Raw genomic sequence first — 18,026 nt, 5'->3', positions numbered from 1 at the left:
TCAATACACGTCGCGGGCGTAACGCCCTTGCTGGAGAAGGTCCGAAAGCCACGCGCGCGCGGACTCATCGTTGTGGCCGCCGTGTGCCACGGCAATGTCGATGAGAGCCGCGTGCACGTCCTTGGCCATGCGGCTGGCGTCGCCGCATACGTAAAGATGTGCTCCCTCGGCAAGCCAGGCATACAACTCACGCCCCTGCTCGCGCAGGCGATGCTGCACGTAGACCTTGGCGTCGCCATCCCGTGAGAAGGCCAGGTCGAGCCGGTGCAGTGCGCCCTCTCGCAAGGCCTGCTGCCACTCCACCTGATAGAGAAACTCGCTCTGGAAATGCCGATTGCCGAAGAACAGCCAGTGGCGACCGCTGGCGCCACACTCGCGACGTTCTTGCACGAAGGCGCGAAACGGCGCCACGCCCGTGCCGGGGCCGATCATGATGATGTCGCGGCTGTTATCGCGCGGCAGGCGAAAACGCTCATTGGCTTCCACGAACACGGGCACGCGCTGCGCATCACCCGCGGCGGCCAGAAAGCCCGAGGCGGCTCCGCCATGCCGCTCGCCATGTGTTTCGTAATCCACCACCGCGACGGTGAGATGCACTTCCTCGCCCACCACCTTGGCGCTGGAGGCAATCGAGTACAGGCGCGGCGTGAGTGGACGCAGCGCGCCCACCAGCTCCTCGGCCGACCACGCCACCGGATGGCGCCGCCACAGGTCGATGGGCTGCTCGTTGGCGAGTAGCGCGGCAAGCCGCGGCGACTGGTCGGGACGCAGCAGTTGCGCCAATGCCTGTTCGCCGCTCGCGTCTGCCAAGGCGGCGATCAAGGGGCGGCTGAGGCGCGTGAGCTCGCGCTCATGGCTCAGCCAGTGCTTCAAAGCATGCTCCTTACCGTCATGACGCACCGGCTGATCGCCATCCAGTTTCAGCAGATCCAGCCAGGCATCGACGAGCGCAGGCCGGTTCTGGGGCCATACGCCGAGGGCATCGCCAGGTTCGTAGGTGAGACCCGACCCTTCCAGCGACAGCTCGACATGCCGCACGTCGCGTGCCGCGTCTCGGGCGACGATGCGCTGGTTGTCCAACACAGCCGCCGAGTAGGGATGCTCGCGCGAGTAGATCGGACGACTGGGCACGGGCTGCAAGGTGGGCTGGCGCGAAGGCGCGGCATGGCCCAGGGCTTTTCGAGTCAGCTCCAGCGCCTGCTCACTCCATGGCGCCGCCACGGCATCCACATCCACGTCGGCTTCGCCCAACGGCGCGAGACGCGTGGCGCCCAGCGCGACAAGGCGTTCATCGAGTTGGCGCCCGATGGCGCAGAACTGGGGATAGCTGGAATCCCCCAGGCCCAGCACCGCATAACGCAACCCGGGCAACCGTGGGGCACGCTTGCCAAGGATGAACTCCACCAGGCCGCGTGCATCGTCAGGCGGCTCGGCGTCGCCCTGGGTGCTGATCACGATCAGCAGGTGGCTCTCCTTGGCGAGCTCGCGTTGCGGATAGCTGTCGGCACGCACCAGGCGTGCCGACAGCCCCGCTGCCTCGGCGCGGGCGCTCAATTGGCTGGCAATGCGCTTGGCCTGACCCGTCTGGCTGCCATACAGAATGGTCAGGCGCTCGGCGCTCACGTTCGAGGCCGGCACCGGCTCGCGCAGCAATTGCTCCGCGCGGGCGGCGCTCCAGGCAGCAATGCCGTACAGCTCGGCGGGCCCCAAGCCCTCCACCAGCCGTTCCAGATTCGCCAGGGTTGCCCCTGCCATGCCTGCCAACCCCGTTGTCGTTGCGGCTACCGCGTTCACGCCGTTTCCTTTGGACGTCTATACCGCCAATCACTCAAAGGTAGTCATGCCCCGTTACGAAGTGAAAGGACGAGTCGCCATATCCATATGTCCAGCCAGTCATTTCCCCGCGGTGGCCGCGAGCGCTTACACTGACCCCAACTACCGGTGAACGCTCCATGCCCACGGACTTCCTCACATCCGCCCTGATCGGCGCGCTGGCCCAGCTCGTCGACGGCGCGCTGGGCATGGCCTATGGGGTGACGTCGGCGGCCCTGCTGCTTGCCTTGGGTGCGCCGCCGGCGCTGGCGAGCGCCAGCGTGCATTACGCGGAAACCTTTACCTGCGGTGCCTCCGGACTCAGCCACCTGGCCGCCGGCAATGTGCTGCGGCGGCTGTTCTGGGCCCTGGTGGTGCCCGGTGCGATTGGCGCCACCGTGGGCGCCTACGTGGTCAGCCATGTACCGGCGGCCTGGATGAAGCTGGCCCTGGCACCGTATTTGATCGGCATGGGCCTGTTCCTGTTGTTCAAGCCGATCCGTCGCCAGCGTCTGCACGAGGAAACACCCCGGCGCACACGCTGGCTGGGCCTGGGCGCAGGCTTTGCCGATGCCGTCGCCGGCGGCGGCTGGAGTGCCCTGACCGTCACCACGCTGGTGGCCCGCGGCGTGCGTCCGCGCATGGTGATCGGCACCGTGCACCTGGCCAAATGCGTGGTCAGCGCGGTCGCCAGCGTCACCTTCTTGGTGCAAGTCGGCCTGCCGCACGGAGCCTCGGTGCTGGGCCTTATCGCTGGCGGTGTGGTGGCCGCGCCGCTCAGCGCCATACTGGCCAAGCGCATGCCGCCCCGCGTGGCGACGGTGCTGGCAGCACTGGCGGTGCTGGCCATCGGCCTCAACAACGTGGCCCACGCCTTCGCCTCGCCCTGATCACGATCAAGCGGAGTCGTCATCGCATTCGCTTAGAATGCGCCAATGACCAAAGCTCACTCTCTCCCGATCGAAGTCCGCGGCAGCGCCAAGCAGCCGCTGGGCATGAGCCCCGCCCAGTTCCTGCGCGACTACTGGCAGAAGCGGCCGTTGTTGATCCGCCAGGCGTTTCCCGATTTCGAGCCGCCGATCCAGCCGGACGACCTGGCCGGCCTGGCGCTGGAAGAGACCGCCCTCGCGCGCCTGATCGTCCATGACGAAAAGCGCGACCGCTGGAAGGTGAAGAGCGGCCCGCTTACCGAGAAGGATTTCGCCACCACCCCGGACAGCAACTGGACCTTGCTGGTGCAGGACGTGGACAAGTGGGACGCCGACGTCGCCGACCTGCTGGAGCAGTTCCGCTTTCTACCGAGCTGGCGCGTGGACGACATCATGATTTCCTACGCGGAACCGGGCGGCGGCGTGGGCGCGCACGTGGACCAGTACGACGTGTTCCTGCTGCAAGGCATCGGCCAGCGTCACTGGGCCATCAGCGACGATCCGAACGCCCCCAAGGATTTCCGCCTCGATGTAGAGCTCAAGCAGCTCAGCGTGTTCGAGCCCACCCACGAGTGGATGCTGGAGCCAGGCGACATGCTCTATCTGCCGCCTGGCGTGCCACACGACGGCGTCGCATTCGGCGGCCCCTGCATGACCATTTCGGTGGGCATGCGCGCACCTTCGCAGGCCGAACTCACTGGCGACCTGGCCGACTATCTCGCCGAGCGCCTGCCCGACGAACTGCGCTACAGCGACCCCGACCTTGCCCCGGCCAAGGCGGCCGGCGAGATCGACCGTTCTGCGCTTGGCCGCCTCAAGCAGGCACTGCCCTTCGCCGCCGGCCTGGACGATGCCACGCTCACCGACTGGTTCGGCCGCTTCATCAGCCGCTACCGCAACGCCCAGGCACCCGTGCCGCCCGAGAAAGTGCTGGGAGAGGCTGCGCTGGTCAAACAACTGGAAGCCGGTGCGCACCTGATGCGGCACCCCTGGGCACGCATGGCCTGGGCCAAGACCCGTGGCGGCGCGACCCTGTTCGTCAACGGCCACACTTACCCGGCCACGGCCACCCTGGCCGAGCAACTGTGCGGGCAGCGGGAGCTGGTGCCCGGCAAGCCGGGCTCGGCTACCGAACTGGCGTTGCTGCTCGCACTGGTGAACGACGGCCACCTGGTGATGCGCAAACCGCGTCGACGCGGATGAAGCTGGAGGACTTCCACCTCGAACCCGCCGACTGGGCGCGCGCCAGCGAGCGCGAAGCCCTGCAGGCGATTCGCCTGGAAGTCTTCGTGCACGAACAACAAGTACCCGAAAGCCTGGAGTGGGACGAACTGGACGCGCCCTCCCTGCACTTGCTGGCACGCGCACCCACGGGCGAAGCCATCGGCTGCGCCCGCCTCACCCCGCGCGGCAAGATCGGCCGTGTCGCGGTTCGCCTGCCCTGGCGAGGTCGAGGGGTCGGCGCGGCATTGGTGCGTGCATTGACCGAGCGCGCCCGCAGTCAGGGCCTCGCCGAAGTAACGCTGGATGCACAGGTCAACGCCATCGCCTTCTACGAGCGGGAGGGCTTTACCGCCCACGGCGACCTTTTCGAGGACGCCGGCATCCTTCATCGCTCCATGCGCCGCTCGCTCTCCACCCCGGCCGCCGACGACACGCCCACCGGCGATCGCCGTTTTCCAGCCGGGAGCCGGCTCGAGGTCGCGGCCACCCGACTGCGCCTGTTGGCCGACGCCCGCCATCGCCTGTCGATCTATCAGCCCCTGCTCGGCCCCGATGTCTACGCCAGCCAAGCCGAACTGGCCGAACTGCGGCGGCTCGCCACTTCCGGGCGGGGCGCTCAGATTCGTCTGCTTTTGCATGACCCGGCCGCCGCCCTGCGTGACAGCCATCGACTGATTGCCCTGGCTCAACGCCTGCCCAGCACCATCCACGTACGCACGCCGGATGACGACATCGACCTCGCCTACCCGTCCAGCTATGTGCTCAATGACCAGGGCGGCTATCTGTTCCTGCCCGATGCGCAGCGCATGACGGGGCGCGCCGCCGCAAAAGACCGCGCCGCGCAGGCGCCGCTGATCCAGCACTTCGATGAAGTGTGGGAGCGTTCGCTGCCGGCCACCGCCCTGCAGTCGCTCCATCTCTAGCCGCCACCTGAACGAGGCGACGGCCGCCATCGACTTCCCCCGGCCCGCCAAATCGACCGCCTTACGCGCGAAAACCGCCACGTACGACGATGGTCGGTACCCCCTTGGGTCGAAAAAACCTCCCTCAACCCCATTTTGGTTGGACCTTTTGGGTTGCCGCGTCGCAGCACCTCGCGGCTATAATTAACGGGATTTTTCCCAGCCACCGGCCAACCCCGGCCGGACCGGCTGTAAGCCTCCCTTCCTCACCGGTGGTGACGTGAGCACTAATCTGATCCGCGAGTTCTTCGAATCGTCCCAACTCGCCGGCGGCAACGCCGATTATGTCGAACAGCTCTATGAATCGTGGTTGGCGGACCCTTCTTCGGTCCCTGCCGACTGGAGCAAATATTTTGAATCGTTCAAAGGCCGCGAGTCGGGGGATGTGCCCCACTCTGCGGCCATTGCGCGTATAGAGGCCGCACAAAAGCAGCGCCGCACCGCGGCCGTCGCCGGCCCCGTCGACGATGCGCACGCCCGCAAGCAAGCCGGCGTGCTGCGCATCCTCACCGCCTACCGCTCGCGCGGCCACCTGGCGTCCAACCTGGACCCGCTGGGCCTCGCCGAAAAGCTGCCGGCCCCGGATCTGGAGCCCTCCTTCCACGGCCTGTCCGACGCCGACCTCGACACCGAGTTCGATTGTGGCAACTTCGCCGGTGGCGGCCACCGCATGAAGCTGCGTGAGCTGATCGCTCGCCTCAAGAAGGTGTACACCAACACCCTCGGCGTCGAGTTCATGCACATCAGCAACCATGAACAGCGCAACTGGATCTACACCCGCCTGGAGCAGGCCAACGGCAACGCCGGCCTGGATGCCCTGGGCAAGAAGCGCGTGCTGGCCGAGCTCACCGCGGCCGAAGGCCTGGAGCGCTACCTGCACACCAAGTACGTGGGCCAGAAGCGCTTCTCGCTGGAAGGCGGCGACAGCCTGATCCCGATGGTGGACGACGTGGTCCGCGCCGCTGGCGACAACGGCATCAAGGAAGTCGTGATCGGCATGGCCCACCGCGGCCGCCTCAACATGCTGGTCAACATCCTGGGCAAGCCGCCGCGCACCCTGTTCAACGAGTTCGAAGGCAAGTTCGATCATCCGGACGACCCGGCGCACTCGGGCGACGTGAAGTACCACATGGGCTTCTCCGCCGACGTCAAGACGCCCAACGGCGGCACCCACGTGGCGCTGGCGTTCAACCCGTCGCACCTTGAGATCGTCAACCCGGTGGTCGCCGGCTCGGTGCACTCGCGCCAGATCCGCCGCCGCGACACCGAGCGCAAGCAGTCGATGGCCGTGATCGTGCATGGCGACTCGGCGCTGGCCGGCCAGGGCGTAAACATGGAACTGTTCAACATGTCCCAGGCCCGCGGCTTCAAGATCGGCGGCAGCCTGCACATCGTGGTGAACAACCAGGTGGGCTTCACTACGTCGAACCCGCAGGACACCCGCTCCACGCTGTACTGCACCGACATCGCCAAGATGGTGAACGCACCGGTGTTCCACGTGAACGGCGACGACCCGGAAGCCGTGATCCAGGCCACCCGCCTGGCCTATGACTTCCGCAAGCAGTTCCGCAAGGACGTGGTGATCGACCTGGTGTGCTACCGCCGCCACGGCCACAACGAGGCCGATGAGCCGTCGGCCACCCAGCCGGTGATGTACCAGATCATCCGCAAGCGCCCGACCACCCGCGACCTGTACGCACAGCAGCTGGTGAAGGAAGGCGTGATCGCCGATGGCGATGCGCAGAAGATGTTCGAGGACTACCGCAGCCGCCTCGAGGCGGGCGAGCCGATGACCGAGCTGACCACCGCGCTGGTCAAGGACATCGAAGTCGACTGGGACACCTTCATCGGTGGCAAGCTCTCCACCCCGGCCAACACCGGCTACGCCAAGCAGCGCCTGGTGGAGCTGGCCAACCAGATCCTCAAGCTGCCGCAGGACCTCACCCTGCAGTCGCGCGTGGCCAAGATCTACGACGACCGCGCCAAGATGGCCGCCGGCGAGGTGCCGGGCGACTGGGGCTTCGCCGAAAACCTGGCCTATGCCACGCTGATCGACGAGAACTACAACCTGCGCCTGGTCGGCCAGGACGTGGGCCGCGGTACGTTCTTCCACCGCCATGCCGTGCTGCATGACCAGCAGACCGGTTACACCTTCATGCCGCTGGCCAACGTGCGCGACGGCGCCGACGTCGAGGTGATCGACTCGCTGTTGAGCGAAGAGGCGGTCATGGCCTTCGAATACGGCCACGCCACCACCGATCCCTACACCCTGCATATCTGGGAAGGCCAGTTCGGCGACTTCGCCAACGGCGCCCAGGTGGTGATCGACCAGTTCATCAGCTCGGGCGAATCCAAGTGGAACCGCCTGTGCGGCCTGGCGCTGTTCCTGCCGCACGGCTACGAAGGCCAGGGCCCGGAACACTCCTCGGCCCGCCTGGAGCGCTTCCTGCAGCTGTGCGCCCTGGACAACATGCAGGTATGCGTGCCCACCACCCCGGCGCAGGCATTCCACATGATCCGCCGCCAGATGGTGCGCCCGACGCGCAAGCCGTTGGTGGTGATGACGCCCAAGTCGCTGCTGCGCCACAAGCTGGCTGTGTCGACCCTGGACGAACTGGCCACCGGCAGCTTCCAGCTGGTGATCCCGGAGCATCGCGAACTGGCCGCCAAGAAGGTCAAGCGCGTGGTGCTGTGCTCGGGCAAGGTCTATTACGACCTGCTCGAGGACGCCGAAAAGCGCAACCTCACCGACGTGGCCATCGTGCGCGTGGAACAGCTCTATCCGTTCCCCCGTCCGGAAGTCACCGCCGAGCTGGAAAAGTACGCTTCCGCCAAGGAAGTCGTGTGGTGCCAGGAAGAGCCGATGAACCAGGGTGCGTGGTTCCAGATCCGCCACCACCTGCAGGCCTGCGTGGGCAGCAAGCAGAGTCTCTCGTACGCGGGACGCGCTCGCTCGCCGGCCCCGGCCGCCGGCCACCTCAACACCCACGTCGCCGAACAGGCGGCACTCGTCGAGCAGGCGCTGGTCTCACCGATCGGCACCGATCACTCCGCGGAATAACGACACTGAAGAGTGCGGCCATGGATGGCCGCTTTTCGACCTAAGCGTTCACGGATGCACGCACTAATCAAAGGAATTCCTAATGTCCATCGAAGTCAAAGTTCCCGTCCTGCCCGAGTCCGTCTCCGACGCCACCATCGCCACCTGGCACAAGAAGGCCGGCGAAGCGGTGAAGCGCGATGAAAACCTGGTCGACCTGGAAACCGACAAGGTCGTGCTCGAAGTGCCGGCGCCGGTCGACGGCGTGCTGAAGGAAATCAAGTTCCAGTCCGGTGACACCGTGACCAGCCAGCAGGTCATCGCGGTGATCGAGGAAGGCGCCGTGGCCGCAGCGCCGGCTGCCGCCCCCGCCGCTGCCGCCCCGGCTCCGGCCGCTGCTGCCCCGGCCGCTCCGGCTGCCGCCAAGGGTGCCAATGCCGACCTGTCGCCGGCCGGCCTGCGCGTGGCCACCGAGCAGAACATCGACGCCTCCAAGGTCGCCGGCACCGGCCGCGACGGCCGCGTCACCAAGGAAGACCTGGTCAACTACGGCAAGGGCGGCGCCCCGGCGGCTGCGGCCCCGGCCGTCAAGCCGACCCCGGGTTCGCGTCCGGAAGAGCGCGTGCCGATGACCCGCATGCGCGCCCGCATCGCCGAGCGCCTGATGCAGTCCAAGAACTCCATCGCCATGCTCACCTCGTTCAACGAAGTGAACCTGGCCGAAGTGGTCAAGATGCGCAAGGCGCTGGGCGAGTCGTTCGAAAAGGCCAACGGCGTGAAGCTGGGCTTCATGAGCTTCTTCGTGAAGGCCGCCGCCGAAGCGCTGAAGCGCCATCCGGTCATCAACGCCTCAGTCGATGGCAACGACATCGTCTATCACGGCTACCAGGACATCTCCATCGCCGTGTCCACCGAGAAGGGCCTGGTGACCCCGGTGCTGCGCGACGTGCAGGACCAGAGCTTCGCCGACGTCGAGCGCGGCATCGTCGAGTACGCCAAGAAGGCGCGTGACGGCAAGCTGGGCCTGGACGACCTGCAGGGCGGCACCTTCACCATCACCAACGGCGGCACCTTCGGCTCGCTGCTGTCCACCCCGATCGTGAACCCGCCGCAGAGCGCCATCCTGGGCATGCACGCCATCAAGGAGCGCCCGATCGTCGAGAACGGCCAGGTGATCGCCGCCCCGATGATGTACCTGGCCCTGTCCTACGACCATCGCATCATCGACGGCAAGGACGCGGTGCTGTTCCTGGTCGACATCAAGAACCAGCTGGAAAACCCGCAGCGCATGCTGCTGGGTATCTGAGCGCGCATGTGAGCGCCCTCGCTCACATGCAAACAGGTAACGAAGCTCTGGCGGCGAGTATTGGCATTGCATCCCATGCTCGCCGCACATATATCCCGCTTCATACGTGACGCGCCTCCCTAGCGCGCCGCACAGCAAGGAAAAACCATGAGCGAAAAATTCGACGTCATCGTCATCGGCGCCGGTCCGGCCGGCTATGTGGCCGCGATCCGCGCTGCGCAGCTGGGCCTGAAGACCGCCTGTGTCGACGCCTTTGTCGGCAAGGATGGCAAGCAGGCGCTTGGCGGCACCTGCCTCAACGTGGGCTGCATCCCGTCCAAGGCGCTGCTGGACTCGTCCAAGCAGTTCTACAACATCGCCCACAACCTGCCGGTGCACGGCATCACCGTGGACGGCGCCAAGGTGGACCTCGCGACCTTCATCGGCCGCAAGGACAAGATCGTCAAGCAGTTCACCGGCGGTATCGGCCAGCTGTTCAAGGCCAACAAAGTCACCCCGTTCTTCGGCAAGGGCAAGCTGCTGAAGAACAACGACGTGGAAATCACCGGCAATGACGGCGCCAAGCAGGTCATCAGCGCCACCAACGTGATCCTCGCTTCGGGCTCCGTGCCGATCGAGCTGCCGTTCGCCAAGTTCGACAACAAGCTCATTGTCGACAACGCCGGCGCCCTGGACTTCACCGAAGTGCCCAAGCGCCTTGGCGTAATCGGCGCTGGCGTGATCGGCCTGGAGCTGGGCAGCGTGTGGAAGCGCCTGGGCTCGGAAGTGACCGTGCTCGAGGCCCTGCCGGATTTCCTCGGCGCGGCCGACGCGGACATCGCCAAGATCGCGCTGAAGGAATTCACCAAGCTGGGTCTGGACATCAAGCTGGGCGCCAAGCTGTCCAAGGCCGAGATCAAGGGCAACGAAGTCCACCTCACCTACAACGACAAGGACGGCGACCATAACATCGTGGTCGACAAGCTGCTCGTCGCCGTGGGCCGCCGCGCGTACTCCGATGGCCTGCTGGCCGACGACACCGGCGTGAAGCTGGACGAGCGCGGCCGCATCGTGGTCGACGAACACAACCACACCGGCGTGAACGGCGTGTGGGCCATCGGCGACGCCGTGCGCGGCCCGATGCTGGCGCACAAGGGTTCGGAGGAAGGCGTGGCCGTGGCCGAGTGGATCGCCGGCAAGGCGGGTCACATCAACCTCGACACCGTGCCGTGGGTGATCTACACCGAGCCGGAAATTGCCTGGGCCGGCAAGACCGAGAAGCAGCTCAAGGAAGAAGGCGTACCGTACAAGGTGGGCACCTTCCCGTTCGCCGCCATCGGCCGCGCCGTGGCCATGAACGAGGCCATCGGCCAGGTGAAGATGCTCGCCCACGCGGAAACCGACCGCATCCTGGGCGTGCACATGGTGGGCCCGGGCGTGTCCGAGCTGATCGCCGAGTGCGTGGTCGCGATGGAGTTCAAGGGCTCCGCCGAAGACCTGGCCCGCATCGTCCACGCGCATCCGACGCTGTCGGAAGCCGTGCACGAGGCCGCCCTGTCGGTCGACAAGCGCGCCATCCACAAGGGCAACTAAGCCCGACGGTAAGGCCATACACGGCCCGCTCGTGGCGACATGAGCGGGCCGTTGCTTTTATGACCCCACGCGACGCACCCTAACCCTTCGCGCCCGCCGGCCCCGTGCCGGTCGCTGGCGGCGACGACCCCGCTCCCCACAAGCACAACGAGTCCATGACCCAACCCACCGCCCTTTGCGTCTACTGCGGCTCCAGCAGCGGCAAGTATCCCGAATACGTTGAACAGGCCCGCGCCTTTGGCACCGAGATGGCCCGTCGTGGCATTGCCCTGGTCTATGGCGGCGGCAAGGTCGGCCTGATGGGCACCGTGGCCGACGCCGTACTGGCAGCCGGCGGTCGGGTCATCGGCGTGATCCCTCGCCAGCTGGTGGAGCGCGAGGTCGCACATACCGGCCTTACCGAGTTGGTGGTGGTGGACACCATGCACCAACGCAAGACGCGCATGTTCGAGCTGTCCGACGCCTTCGTCGCCTTGCCCGGCGGCTTTGGCACCATGGACGAGATGTTCGAGATGCTGACCTGGGCGCAATTGGGCCTGCACCACTATCCGTGCGCCTTTCTGAATGTGCGCGGGTACTACGACCGCCTGCGCGGCATGGTGGACCATATGGCCGATGAAGGTTTCATTACGTCCGGGCAGCACGAAAGTGTATGGTTCGGTGACGACATGACCGCTCTGTTCGATTGGATGCCCACTTACAAGGGCGAACGCGCCTCGCGCCTCATCGACAAACGCATCGTCGACGCCTGACCCCGCAGCACCCGGCACGCCGCAAAGGAATCCCCATGAGTTCCCCCTCCGCCTTTCGCGCCTTCCGCATTCACCATGACGACGCCGGCTATCGCGGCGGCATCGAGACCATCGGCGCCGACGCCCTAAGCCCAGGCGAGGTGCTGGTGAAGGTCGCCTATTCCTCGGTCAACTACAAAGATGCCCTTGCCGGAACCGGCAAGGGCAAGATCCTTCGCCAGTATCCGCTCAACGGCGGCATCGATGTGGCTGGCCACGTGGTGGCCTCCACCGATCCCGCTTATAAGGAAGGCGATGCCGTGCTGTGCACCGGCAGCGGCCTGTCTGAGGTTCGCGATGGCGGCTACGGCGAATACGTGCGCCTGCCCTCGGCCTGGACGATTCGCCTGCCGCAAGGTTTGAGCCTGCGCGAAAGCATGATCATCGGCACCGCCGGCTTTACCGCCGCGCTGGCGCTGCTGCGCATGCAGGACAACCGCCAGACTCCAGACCAAGGGCCCCTGGCCGTGACCGGCGCCACCGGTGGCGTGGGCATGCTCGCCATCGACATCTTCACGCGCGCCGGCTATGCCGTGCACGCCATCAGCGGCAAGGCCTCGCACTTCGATTTCCTGCTCGACCTGGGCGCCGCCGAATGCATCGACCGCCACCAGCTCGTCTTCAGCGGCAAGCCGATGGATTCGGTGCGCTTTGGGGGTGCATTGGACAACGTGGGCGGCGCCACCCTGGCCGGCTTGCTGCCACTGATCGCCCCCTACGGTAATGTTGCTTTGTGCGGCAATGCCGGCGGCATCGGTTTCGACAGCACGGTCATGCCGTTCATCATCCGCGGCGTGAGCCTGCTGGGCGTTGCCTCGGCCGGCACCGCCCGCGACATCCGCGATCGCGTCTGGGAGCAACTGGCGGGCGACTGGAAGCCCCGCCACCTCGAACGCATCGCCACCCGCGAAGTCACCCTGGAGCAGTTGCCCGAGGTGTTTTCACGCATGCTGGCCGGCGAGTCCTTTGGGCGTACGCTGGTGCGCATCGGCGCGGCCGGCTAAGCGGTGCGCTTGGAAGCACCGCTGCCGCGCCTTAGAATCCAACGAAACAACAAGGGGAATTCCACCTTATGGCACGCATCCTGATCGTCGACGATTCGCCGTCGCAGTTGTTGGGCATCAAGCGCATCGTCGAAAAGCTCGGGCACGAAGCCCTTACCGCCGAGGATGGCGCGGCGGGTGTGGAAGCCGCCAGGCGTGAACGCCCCGACCTGATCCTGATGGATGTGGTGATGCCCAACCTCAATGGTTTCCAGGCCACCCGCACGATCAGCAAGGATCCGGACACCTCCCATATCCCGGTGGTGCTGGTCACCACCAAGGATCAGGAAACGGACAAGGTGTGGGGTTTGCGCCAGGGTGCCAAGGCTTATGTCACCAAGCCGATCAAAGAAGATGAGCTGGTGACCACGCTGAAGGAACTGCTGCCCGCCTGACCGGCTCGCGCATGGATGAAAAAAAACGGCGCCTGAGGGCGCCGTTTCTCGTTGCAAACCCTCGTTACAAACCTTCGTTGCATACCGCAGCCACTCATTGATGGCGCGGATCGTAACCTTCGAACTGCTCGCGCAGCGCCTCATAGGCCTGGCGTTGCTTATCCGTATCCGCCACTGGCGCGCGGATGGACAGCTCCACCAACTGATCGCCGGGATGGGCACCGGGCAAGCCGCGCCCCTTCAAGCGTAGCTTGCGGCCCGACTGAGACCCGGCCGGAATGCGCAGATCGACCGTGCCGGCAAGCGTGGGCACCGGCACCGTGGCTCCCAGTGCGGCCTCCCACGGAGTAATCGGCAGCACGTGGATCACGTTGCGGCCGTCCAGGCGGAACCGGGCGTCGTCGCGAATACCCACTTCCAACAGCAGGTCGCCGTTGGGCCCACCGCCCATGCCCGGGTGCCCCTGGCCGGCCAGGCGAATCACCTGACCCGGCTGGATACCCGCCGGAATCTTCACCTCCAGCACGCGCTCATCGCCGTGACTGCCTTGCAAGGCCAGTCGCGTACGGCCACCGTCGAAGGCCGTCTGCAGATCGATCTGCACACTGGCGTGCACGTCTCCACCGCGACGTGCGCGCGGCGCACCGCGAGCACCTGCCCCACCGCCAGCGCGACCGAACAGACTCTCGAAAAAGTCGCTGAAATCACCGCCGCCATCGCCGCCAAAATCGAAGCCATGGTTCTGGCCCCAGCCCGGCGGCGGACGGAACTGCTCGCCACTGCGGTAGCCGCCGGCGCGCAGTTCATCGTACGCACGACGCTTTTCGGTATCGCGAAGCACTTCATTGGCTTCGTTGATCGCCTTGAATTTATCCTCGGCGCCGGCGTCCTTGTTCCTGTCTGGATGGTATTTCTTGGCGAGCTTGCGGTAGGCCGCCTTGATCTCGGCCTCCGTCGCCTCGGGCTTCACGCCCAGAATGTCGTAATAGTCTTTGAATTCCACTGCCACTCCCCGACGATACGCCCACCTCGGCCAGCCCTCGGGATCATGAGCCCCCGCAAGCCAGCCAGCAAGGCGGGGCCCGCCCGACTCGATGTGGTGATTGCATGGCGTTGACCGCCACCCTCTATGCTCGTGCAAATGGGTGCGAATGTGACGTGATTCAAGGCGCGCCGGCCCTACCGAGACACCCGAGCCAACGTAACGGTGGACGTCTCGGCGATACGGCGAGCGAGGCCCCGTTATCCTCTGCGCTCGTACACGAGGGTGCCTATACTTGGCGATCCACCTTCCCAACCGTTGCAGGAACCGCCATGAGTATCCAAGTCGGCCAGACCGTACCCGATGTCGACATCCGCCTGATCGGCGGCGAGATTCGACAAGCCACCACGGGTGAGCTGTTCGCGGGCCGCAAGGTGCTGATGTTCGCCGTGCCGGGCGCGTTCACGCCAACCTGCTCCAACCGTCATCTGCCCGGCTATGTGCAGCACTTCCAGGCCTTCAAGGAGCGCGGTGTCGAGGTGATGTGCCTGGCCGTCAACGATGCCTACGTCATGCAGGCTTGGGCCCAGGCCCAGAAAGTACCGGATGATCTTTTGATGCTGGCCGATGGCAATGGCGCATTCACGCGTGCCCTTGGACTGGAGTTGGATGGCAGCACCTACGGCATGGGCCTTCGCTCCAAGCGCTTCGCCCTTTACGCCGAGAATGGCGTCGTAAAGCAGCTACGCGTGGAAGCGCCGGGCGAGTTCCGCGTATCCACTGCCGAGGCCGCGCTGGAAGCCCTGGTCTAATGCCGCAGGCCGTGGCTGCGGCATCACGCAATCCACCGCTCAATGTGGGCGTCAGCGCATTTGTGATCGTGCAGAAGGCGCAGCGGATACTCCTGTTGCGGCGCGCCGGCACCGGATGGATGGACGGCCATTTCAGCCTGCCCGCCGGCCGTCTCGATAGCGGAGAAACGCTTGCACAGGCAGCCGCGCGCGAGTTGCAGGAAGAAACCGGCCTGGTAACGCACGCCACGGATTTGCGCCTGATCCACATGCTGCATGCCCGTGCGGGCGATCACGGCGGTGCATGGATGGGTGCATTTTTCCTTGCCTCGCAGTGGCAGGGTGAGGCCTGTATTGCCGAACCGCACAAGCACGACCAGCTCATCTGGGCGTCAGCGGAGGCATGGCCGGATACCTTGATCCCCTACGTCAGGCAGGCCCTGGTATTGGGCTTGGCAGGCATACCCTATTCCGACGTTGGCTGGGCATAACGCGTCCGTCAGGCTCGCTCCAAAAAAAACCCGGCGTTGAGCCGGGTTTTTTCATTCACGAGCTAACGATCACTCGCCGTCGGCAGGCGCGTCCGGCGTCTCGGGTGCGTTCTCGACGACACCTTCCTCGCCTTCGCCGTTCTCCTGCTCCGCATCCAGACGCACCACGCTCACCAGCTTTTCATCGGCCGGCAGACGAATCAGCGTGACGCCCTGGGTGTTGCGACTGAGCTGGGAGACTTCTGCCACGCGCGTGCGCACCAGGGTGCCCTGGTCGGAGATCAGCATCATCTCGTGCGCCTCGGTGACCTGGGTGGCAGCGACCAGCGCACCATTACGCTCGGAGCACTGGATGCCGATCACGCCCTGCGTGCCACGACCCTTCTTGGGGAACTCGTCCAGCACGGTGCGCTTGCCATAGCCACGCTCGGTCGCGGTGAGGATGTCGCCCTCGGCCGCCACGATCAGCGAGACCACTTCGGCGTCTTCCGCCAGCTTCATGCCGCGCACGCCGGTGGCAGTACGCCCCATGGAACGTACTTCCGACTCGTCGAAACGCACCGTCTTGCCGTTGGAGGCGAACAGCAGCACGTCGCTGTTGCCGTCGGTCAGCGCAACGTTGACCAGCGCATCGCCCTCGTCGAGGTTGATGGCGATCTTGCCCTTTTGCAGCTGGAAGGCGAACTCGGTGAGCGGCGTCTTCTTCACCGTGCCCTGCTTGGTGGCGAAGAATACGAAGCGATCTTCGGTGTACTCACGCACCGGCAACACGGCCTGCACCTTCTCGCCCTCGCCCAGCGGCAGCAGGTTCACCATCGGCTTGCCGCGCGCGTTGGGGCCCGACTCCGGCATCTGGTACACGTTGAGCCAGTACACGCGGCCGGTGCTGGTGAAGGTGAGCAGCGTGTCGTGGGTGTTCACCACCCACAGCTGCTCGACGAAATCCTCGTCCTTCAACGCGGAAGCCGAACGGCCCTTGCCACCGCGACGCTGTGCCCGGTACGTGCTGGCCGGCTGGCGCTTGACGTAACCGGTATGCGACAGCGTGACGACCACGTCTTCCGGCGCGATCAGGTCGAGCACGTTGAGATCTTCCTGCGAGTGCTGGATCTCGGTGCGGCGCTCGTCGCCGAACTCGTCCTTCACTGCCTCCAGCTCCTCGCGGATCACCGAGAGCAGGCGCACGGGATCTTCCAGGATCTCGATCAGGCCACGAATGACTTCGAGCATCTGACGGTATTCCTCGGAGAGCTTCTCCTGCTCCAAGCCGGTGAGGCGATGCAGTCGCATGGCCAGGATTTCCTGGGCCTGCACTTCGGACAACTGGTAACCCTCGGCCTTGAGGCCGTCGCGCGGGTCCATGTCTTCAGGACGCGATGCTTCGGCGCCGGCGGCTGCGAGCAAGGTGGCCACCATGCCCGGCTGCCACTTGCGCTGCACCATGCGTTCGCGCGCTTCCTGCGGCGAGGCGGAGCTGCGGATCAGCTCGATCATCTCGTCGATGTTGGCCAGCGCGACGGTGAGGCCTTCCAGGATGTGGGCGCGTGCACGGGCCTTGCGCAGATCGAAGATCGTGCGGCGCGTAACCACTTCGCGGCGGTGGCGAATGAATGCCTCGAGGATGTCCTTGAGGTTGAGCAGGCGCGGCTGACCGTCCAAAAGGGCGACCATGTTGATGCCGAAGGTGACCTGCAACTGCGTCTGCTGGAACAGGTTGTTGAGCACCACGTCTGCCATCGAATCGCGACGGATTTCGATGACCATGCGCATGCCGTCCTTATCGGACTCATCGCGCAATTCGCTGATGCCTTCGAGCTTCTTTTCCTTGACCAGCTCGGCGATCTTTTCGATCAGGCGGGCCTTGTTCACCTGGTACGGCAGCTCGTGGACGATGATCGTCTCGCGGCCGTTCGACTCGGTTTCGATTTCGGTCTTGGCGCGCACCAGGATGCGGCCGCGGCCCGTGCGATACGCCTCGACGATACCGGACGAACCGTTGATGATGCCGGCGGTCGGGAAGTCCGGGCCGGGGATGTAGTGCATCAGATCGTCGATCGACAGCGAAGGCTCGTCGATCAATGCGATCGTGGCGGACACGACCTCGTTGAGGTTGTGCGGTGGCACGTTGGTAGCCATGCCCACGGCGATGCCGGCCGAACCATTCACCAACAGGTTCGGCACGCGGGTGGGCAACACCAGCGGCTCGTGTTCGCTTTCGTCGTAGTTGGGGCCGAAGTCGACGGTTTCCTTGTCGATATCGGCAAGCAGTTCGTGCGTGAGGCGCGACATGCGCACCTCGGTGTAACGCATCGCTGCCGCGTTGTCGCCATCGACCGAACCGAAGTTACCTTGGCCGTCAACCAGCATGTAGCGCAGCGAGAACGGCTGTGCCATGCGCACGATGGCGTCATAGACCGACGAATCGCCGTGCGGGTGGTATTTACCGATGACGTCACCGACCACGCGGGCCGATTTCTTGTAAGGCTTGTTCCAGGCATTGCCCAGTTCGTTCATGGCGAACAGGACGCGGCGGTGCACCGGCTTCAAACCATCGCGCACATCCGGAAGGGCGCGGCCCACGATCACGCTCATGGCGTAGTCGAGGTAGCTCTGGCGCATCTCGTCTTCGATGTTGACGCGAATGACTTCTTTGGCGAGTTCTGCCATCAATCGGCTTCCCTGATGAAT

At 65.3% G+C, this 18,026-nt stretch carries 14 protein-coding genes; 11 read left to right on the top strand and 3 right to left on the bottom strand.

Annotation, left to right across the window (positions count from 1 at the left end; translation table 11 throughout):
• Positions 1-1,794, bottom strand: a complete 1,794-nt coding sequence (locus tag AC3G2C_RS03285; protein ID WP_488383162.1) for an assimilatory sulfite reductase (NADPH) flavoprotein subunit — start codon at positions 1,792-1,794, stop codon at positions 1-3.
• Between the two features lie 158 nt (positions 1,795-1,952).
• On the opposite strand from AC3G2C_RS03285, the gene AC3G2C_RS03280 reads away from it, so the two are divergent.
• From AC3G2C_RS03280 to pilH, 9 genes are all read left to right on the top strand, one after another.
• Positions 1,953-2,702: a sulfite exporter TauE/SafE family protein gene (locus tag AC3G2C_RS03280; RefSeq protein WP_488383161.1), complete on the top strand. Its 750-nt coding sequence runs from the start codon at positions 1,953-1,955 to the stop codon at positions 2,700-2,702.
• Between the two features lie 45 nt (positions 2,703-2,747).
• Positions 2,748-3,944, top strand: a complete 1,197-nt coding sequence (locus AC3G2C_RS03275) for a JmjC domain-containing protein (RefSeq protein WP_488383160.1) — start codon at positions 2,748-2,750, stop codon at positions 3,942-3,944.
• Positions 3,941-4,888, top strand: coding sequence for a GNAT family N-acetyltransferase (locus AC3G2C_RS03270; protein ID WP_488383159.1), 948 nt, complete (start codon positions 3,941-3,943; stop codon positions 4,886-4,888). Before AC3G2C_RS03275 ends, AC3G2C_RS03270 begins: the two co-directional genes overlap by 4 nt.
• A gap of 259 nt (positions 4,889-5,147) precedes the next feature.
• Entirely contained in the window at positions 5,148-7,988 is a 2,841-nt protein-coding gene (locus tag AC3G2C_RS03265) for a 2-oxoglutarate dehydrogenase E1 component (RefSeq protein WP_488383158.1), read from the top strand.
• Positions 7,989-8,070: 82 nt separating this feature from the next.
• Positions 8,071-9,273: a 2-oxoglutarate dehydrogenase complex dihydrolipoyllysine-residue succinyltransferase gene (gene odhB / locus AC3G2C_RS03260; RefSeq protein ID WP_488383157.1), complete on the top strand. Its 1,203-nt coding sequence runs from the start codon at positions 8,071-8,073 to the stop codon at positions 9,271-9,273.
• A 147-nt stretch (positions 9,274-9,420) separates the two neighbouring features.
• Complete coding sequence (gene lpdA, locus AC3G2C_RS03255) at positions 9,421-10,845, top strand: dihydrolipoyl dehydrogenase (protein ID WP_488383156.1); 1,425 nt, start codon at positions 9,421-9,423, stop codon at positions 10,843-10,845.
• Between the two features lie 155 nt (positions 10,846-11,000).
• A complete protein-coding gene (locus tag AC3G2C_RS03250) occupies positions 11,001-11,597 on the top strand; it encodes an LOG family protein (RefSeq protein WP_488383155.1) in 597 nt (198 codons plus the stop codon).
• A gap of 35 nt (positions 11,598-11,632) precedes the next feature.
• Positions 11,633-12,640, top strand: a complete 1,008-nt coding sequence (locus tag AC3G2C_RS03245; protein ID WP_488383154.1) for a YhdH/YhfP family quinone oxidoreductase — start codon at positions 11,633-11,635, stop codon at positions 12,638-12,640.
• Between the two features lie 68 nt (positions 12,641-12,708).
• Positions 12,709-13,074, top strand: a complete 366-nt coding sequence (gene pilH / locus AC3G2C_RS03240; protein WP_488383153.1) for a twitching motility response regulator PilH — start codon at positions 12,709-12,711, stop codon at positions 13,072-13,074.
• Positions 13,075-13,168: 94 nt separating this feature from the next.
• Here pilH and AC3G2C_RS03235 read toward each other — a convergent pair whose 3' ends face one another.
• Complete coding sequence (locus AC3G2C_RS03235) at positions 13,169-14,077, bottom strand: DnaJ C-terminal domain-containing protein (protein ID WP_488383152.1); 909 nt, start codon at positions 14,075-14,077, stop codon at positions 13,169-13,171.
• A gap of 311 nt (positions 14,078-14,388) precedes the next feature.
• Here AC3G2C_RS03235 and AC3G2C_RS03230 point away from each other — a divergent pair, with 311 nt between their 5' ends.
• Complete coding sequence (locus AC3G2C_RS03230; RefSeq protein WP_488383151.1) at positions 14,389-14,868, top strand: redoxin family protein; 480 nt, start codon at positions 14,389-14,391, stop codon at positions 14,866-14,868.
• Positions 14,868-15,338 (top strand): NUDIX hydrolase, encoded by a 471-nt coding sequence (locus tag AC3G2C_RS03225; RefSeq protein WP_488383150.1) that lies wholly within the window; start codon positions 14,868-14,870, stop codon positions 15,336-15,338. The genes AC3G2C_RS03230 and AC3G2C_RS03225 overlap by 1 nt, the downstream gene beginning before the upstream one ends.
• A 69-nt stretch (positions 15,339-15,407) precedes the next feature.
• Here AC3G2C_RS03225 and gyrA read toward each other — a convergent pair whose 3' ends face one another.
• Positions 15,408-18,005 carry a DNA gyrase subunit A gene (gyrA, locus tag AC3G2C_RS03220; protein ID WP_488383149.1) on the bottom strand — a complete coding sequence of 866 codons (2,598 nt, stop codon included), beginning with the start codon at positions 18,003-18,005 and terminating at the stop codon, positions 15,408-15,410.
• Between the last annotated feature and the right edge of the window lie 21 nt (positions 18,006-18,026).

This window comes from Frateuria sp. sgz306004, from assembly GCF_057750885.1.
Note: the sequence above shows the minus strand (reverse complement) of the source record. Positions and strands in the feature narration are given on the sequence as shown.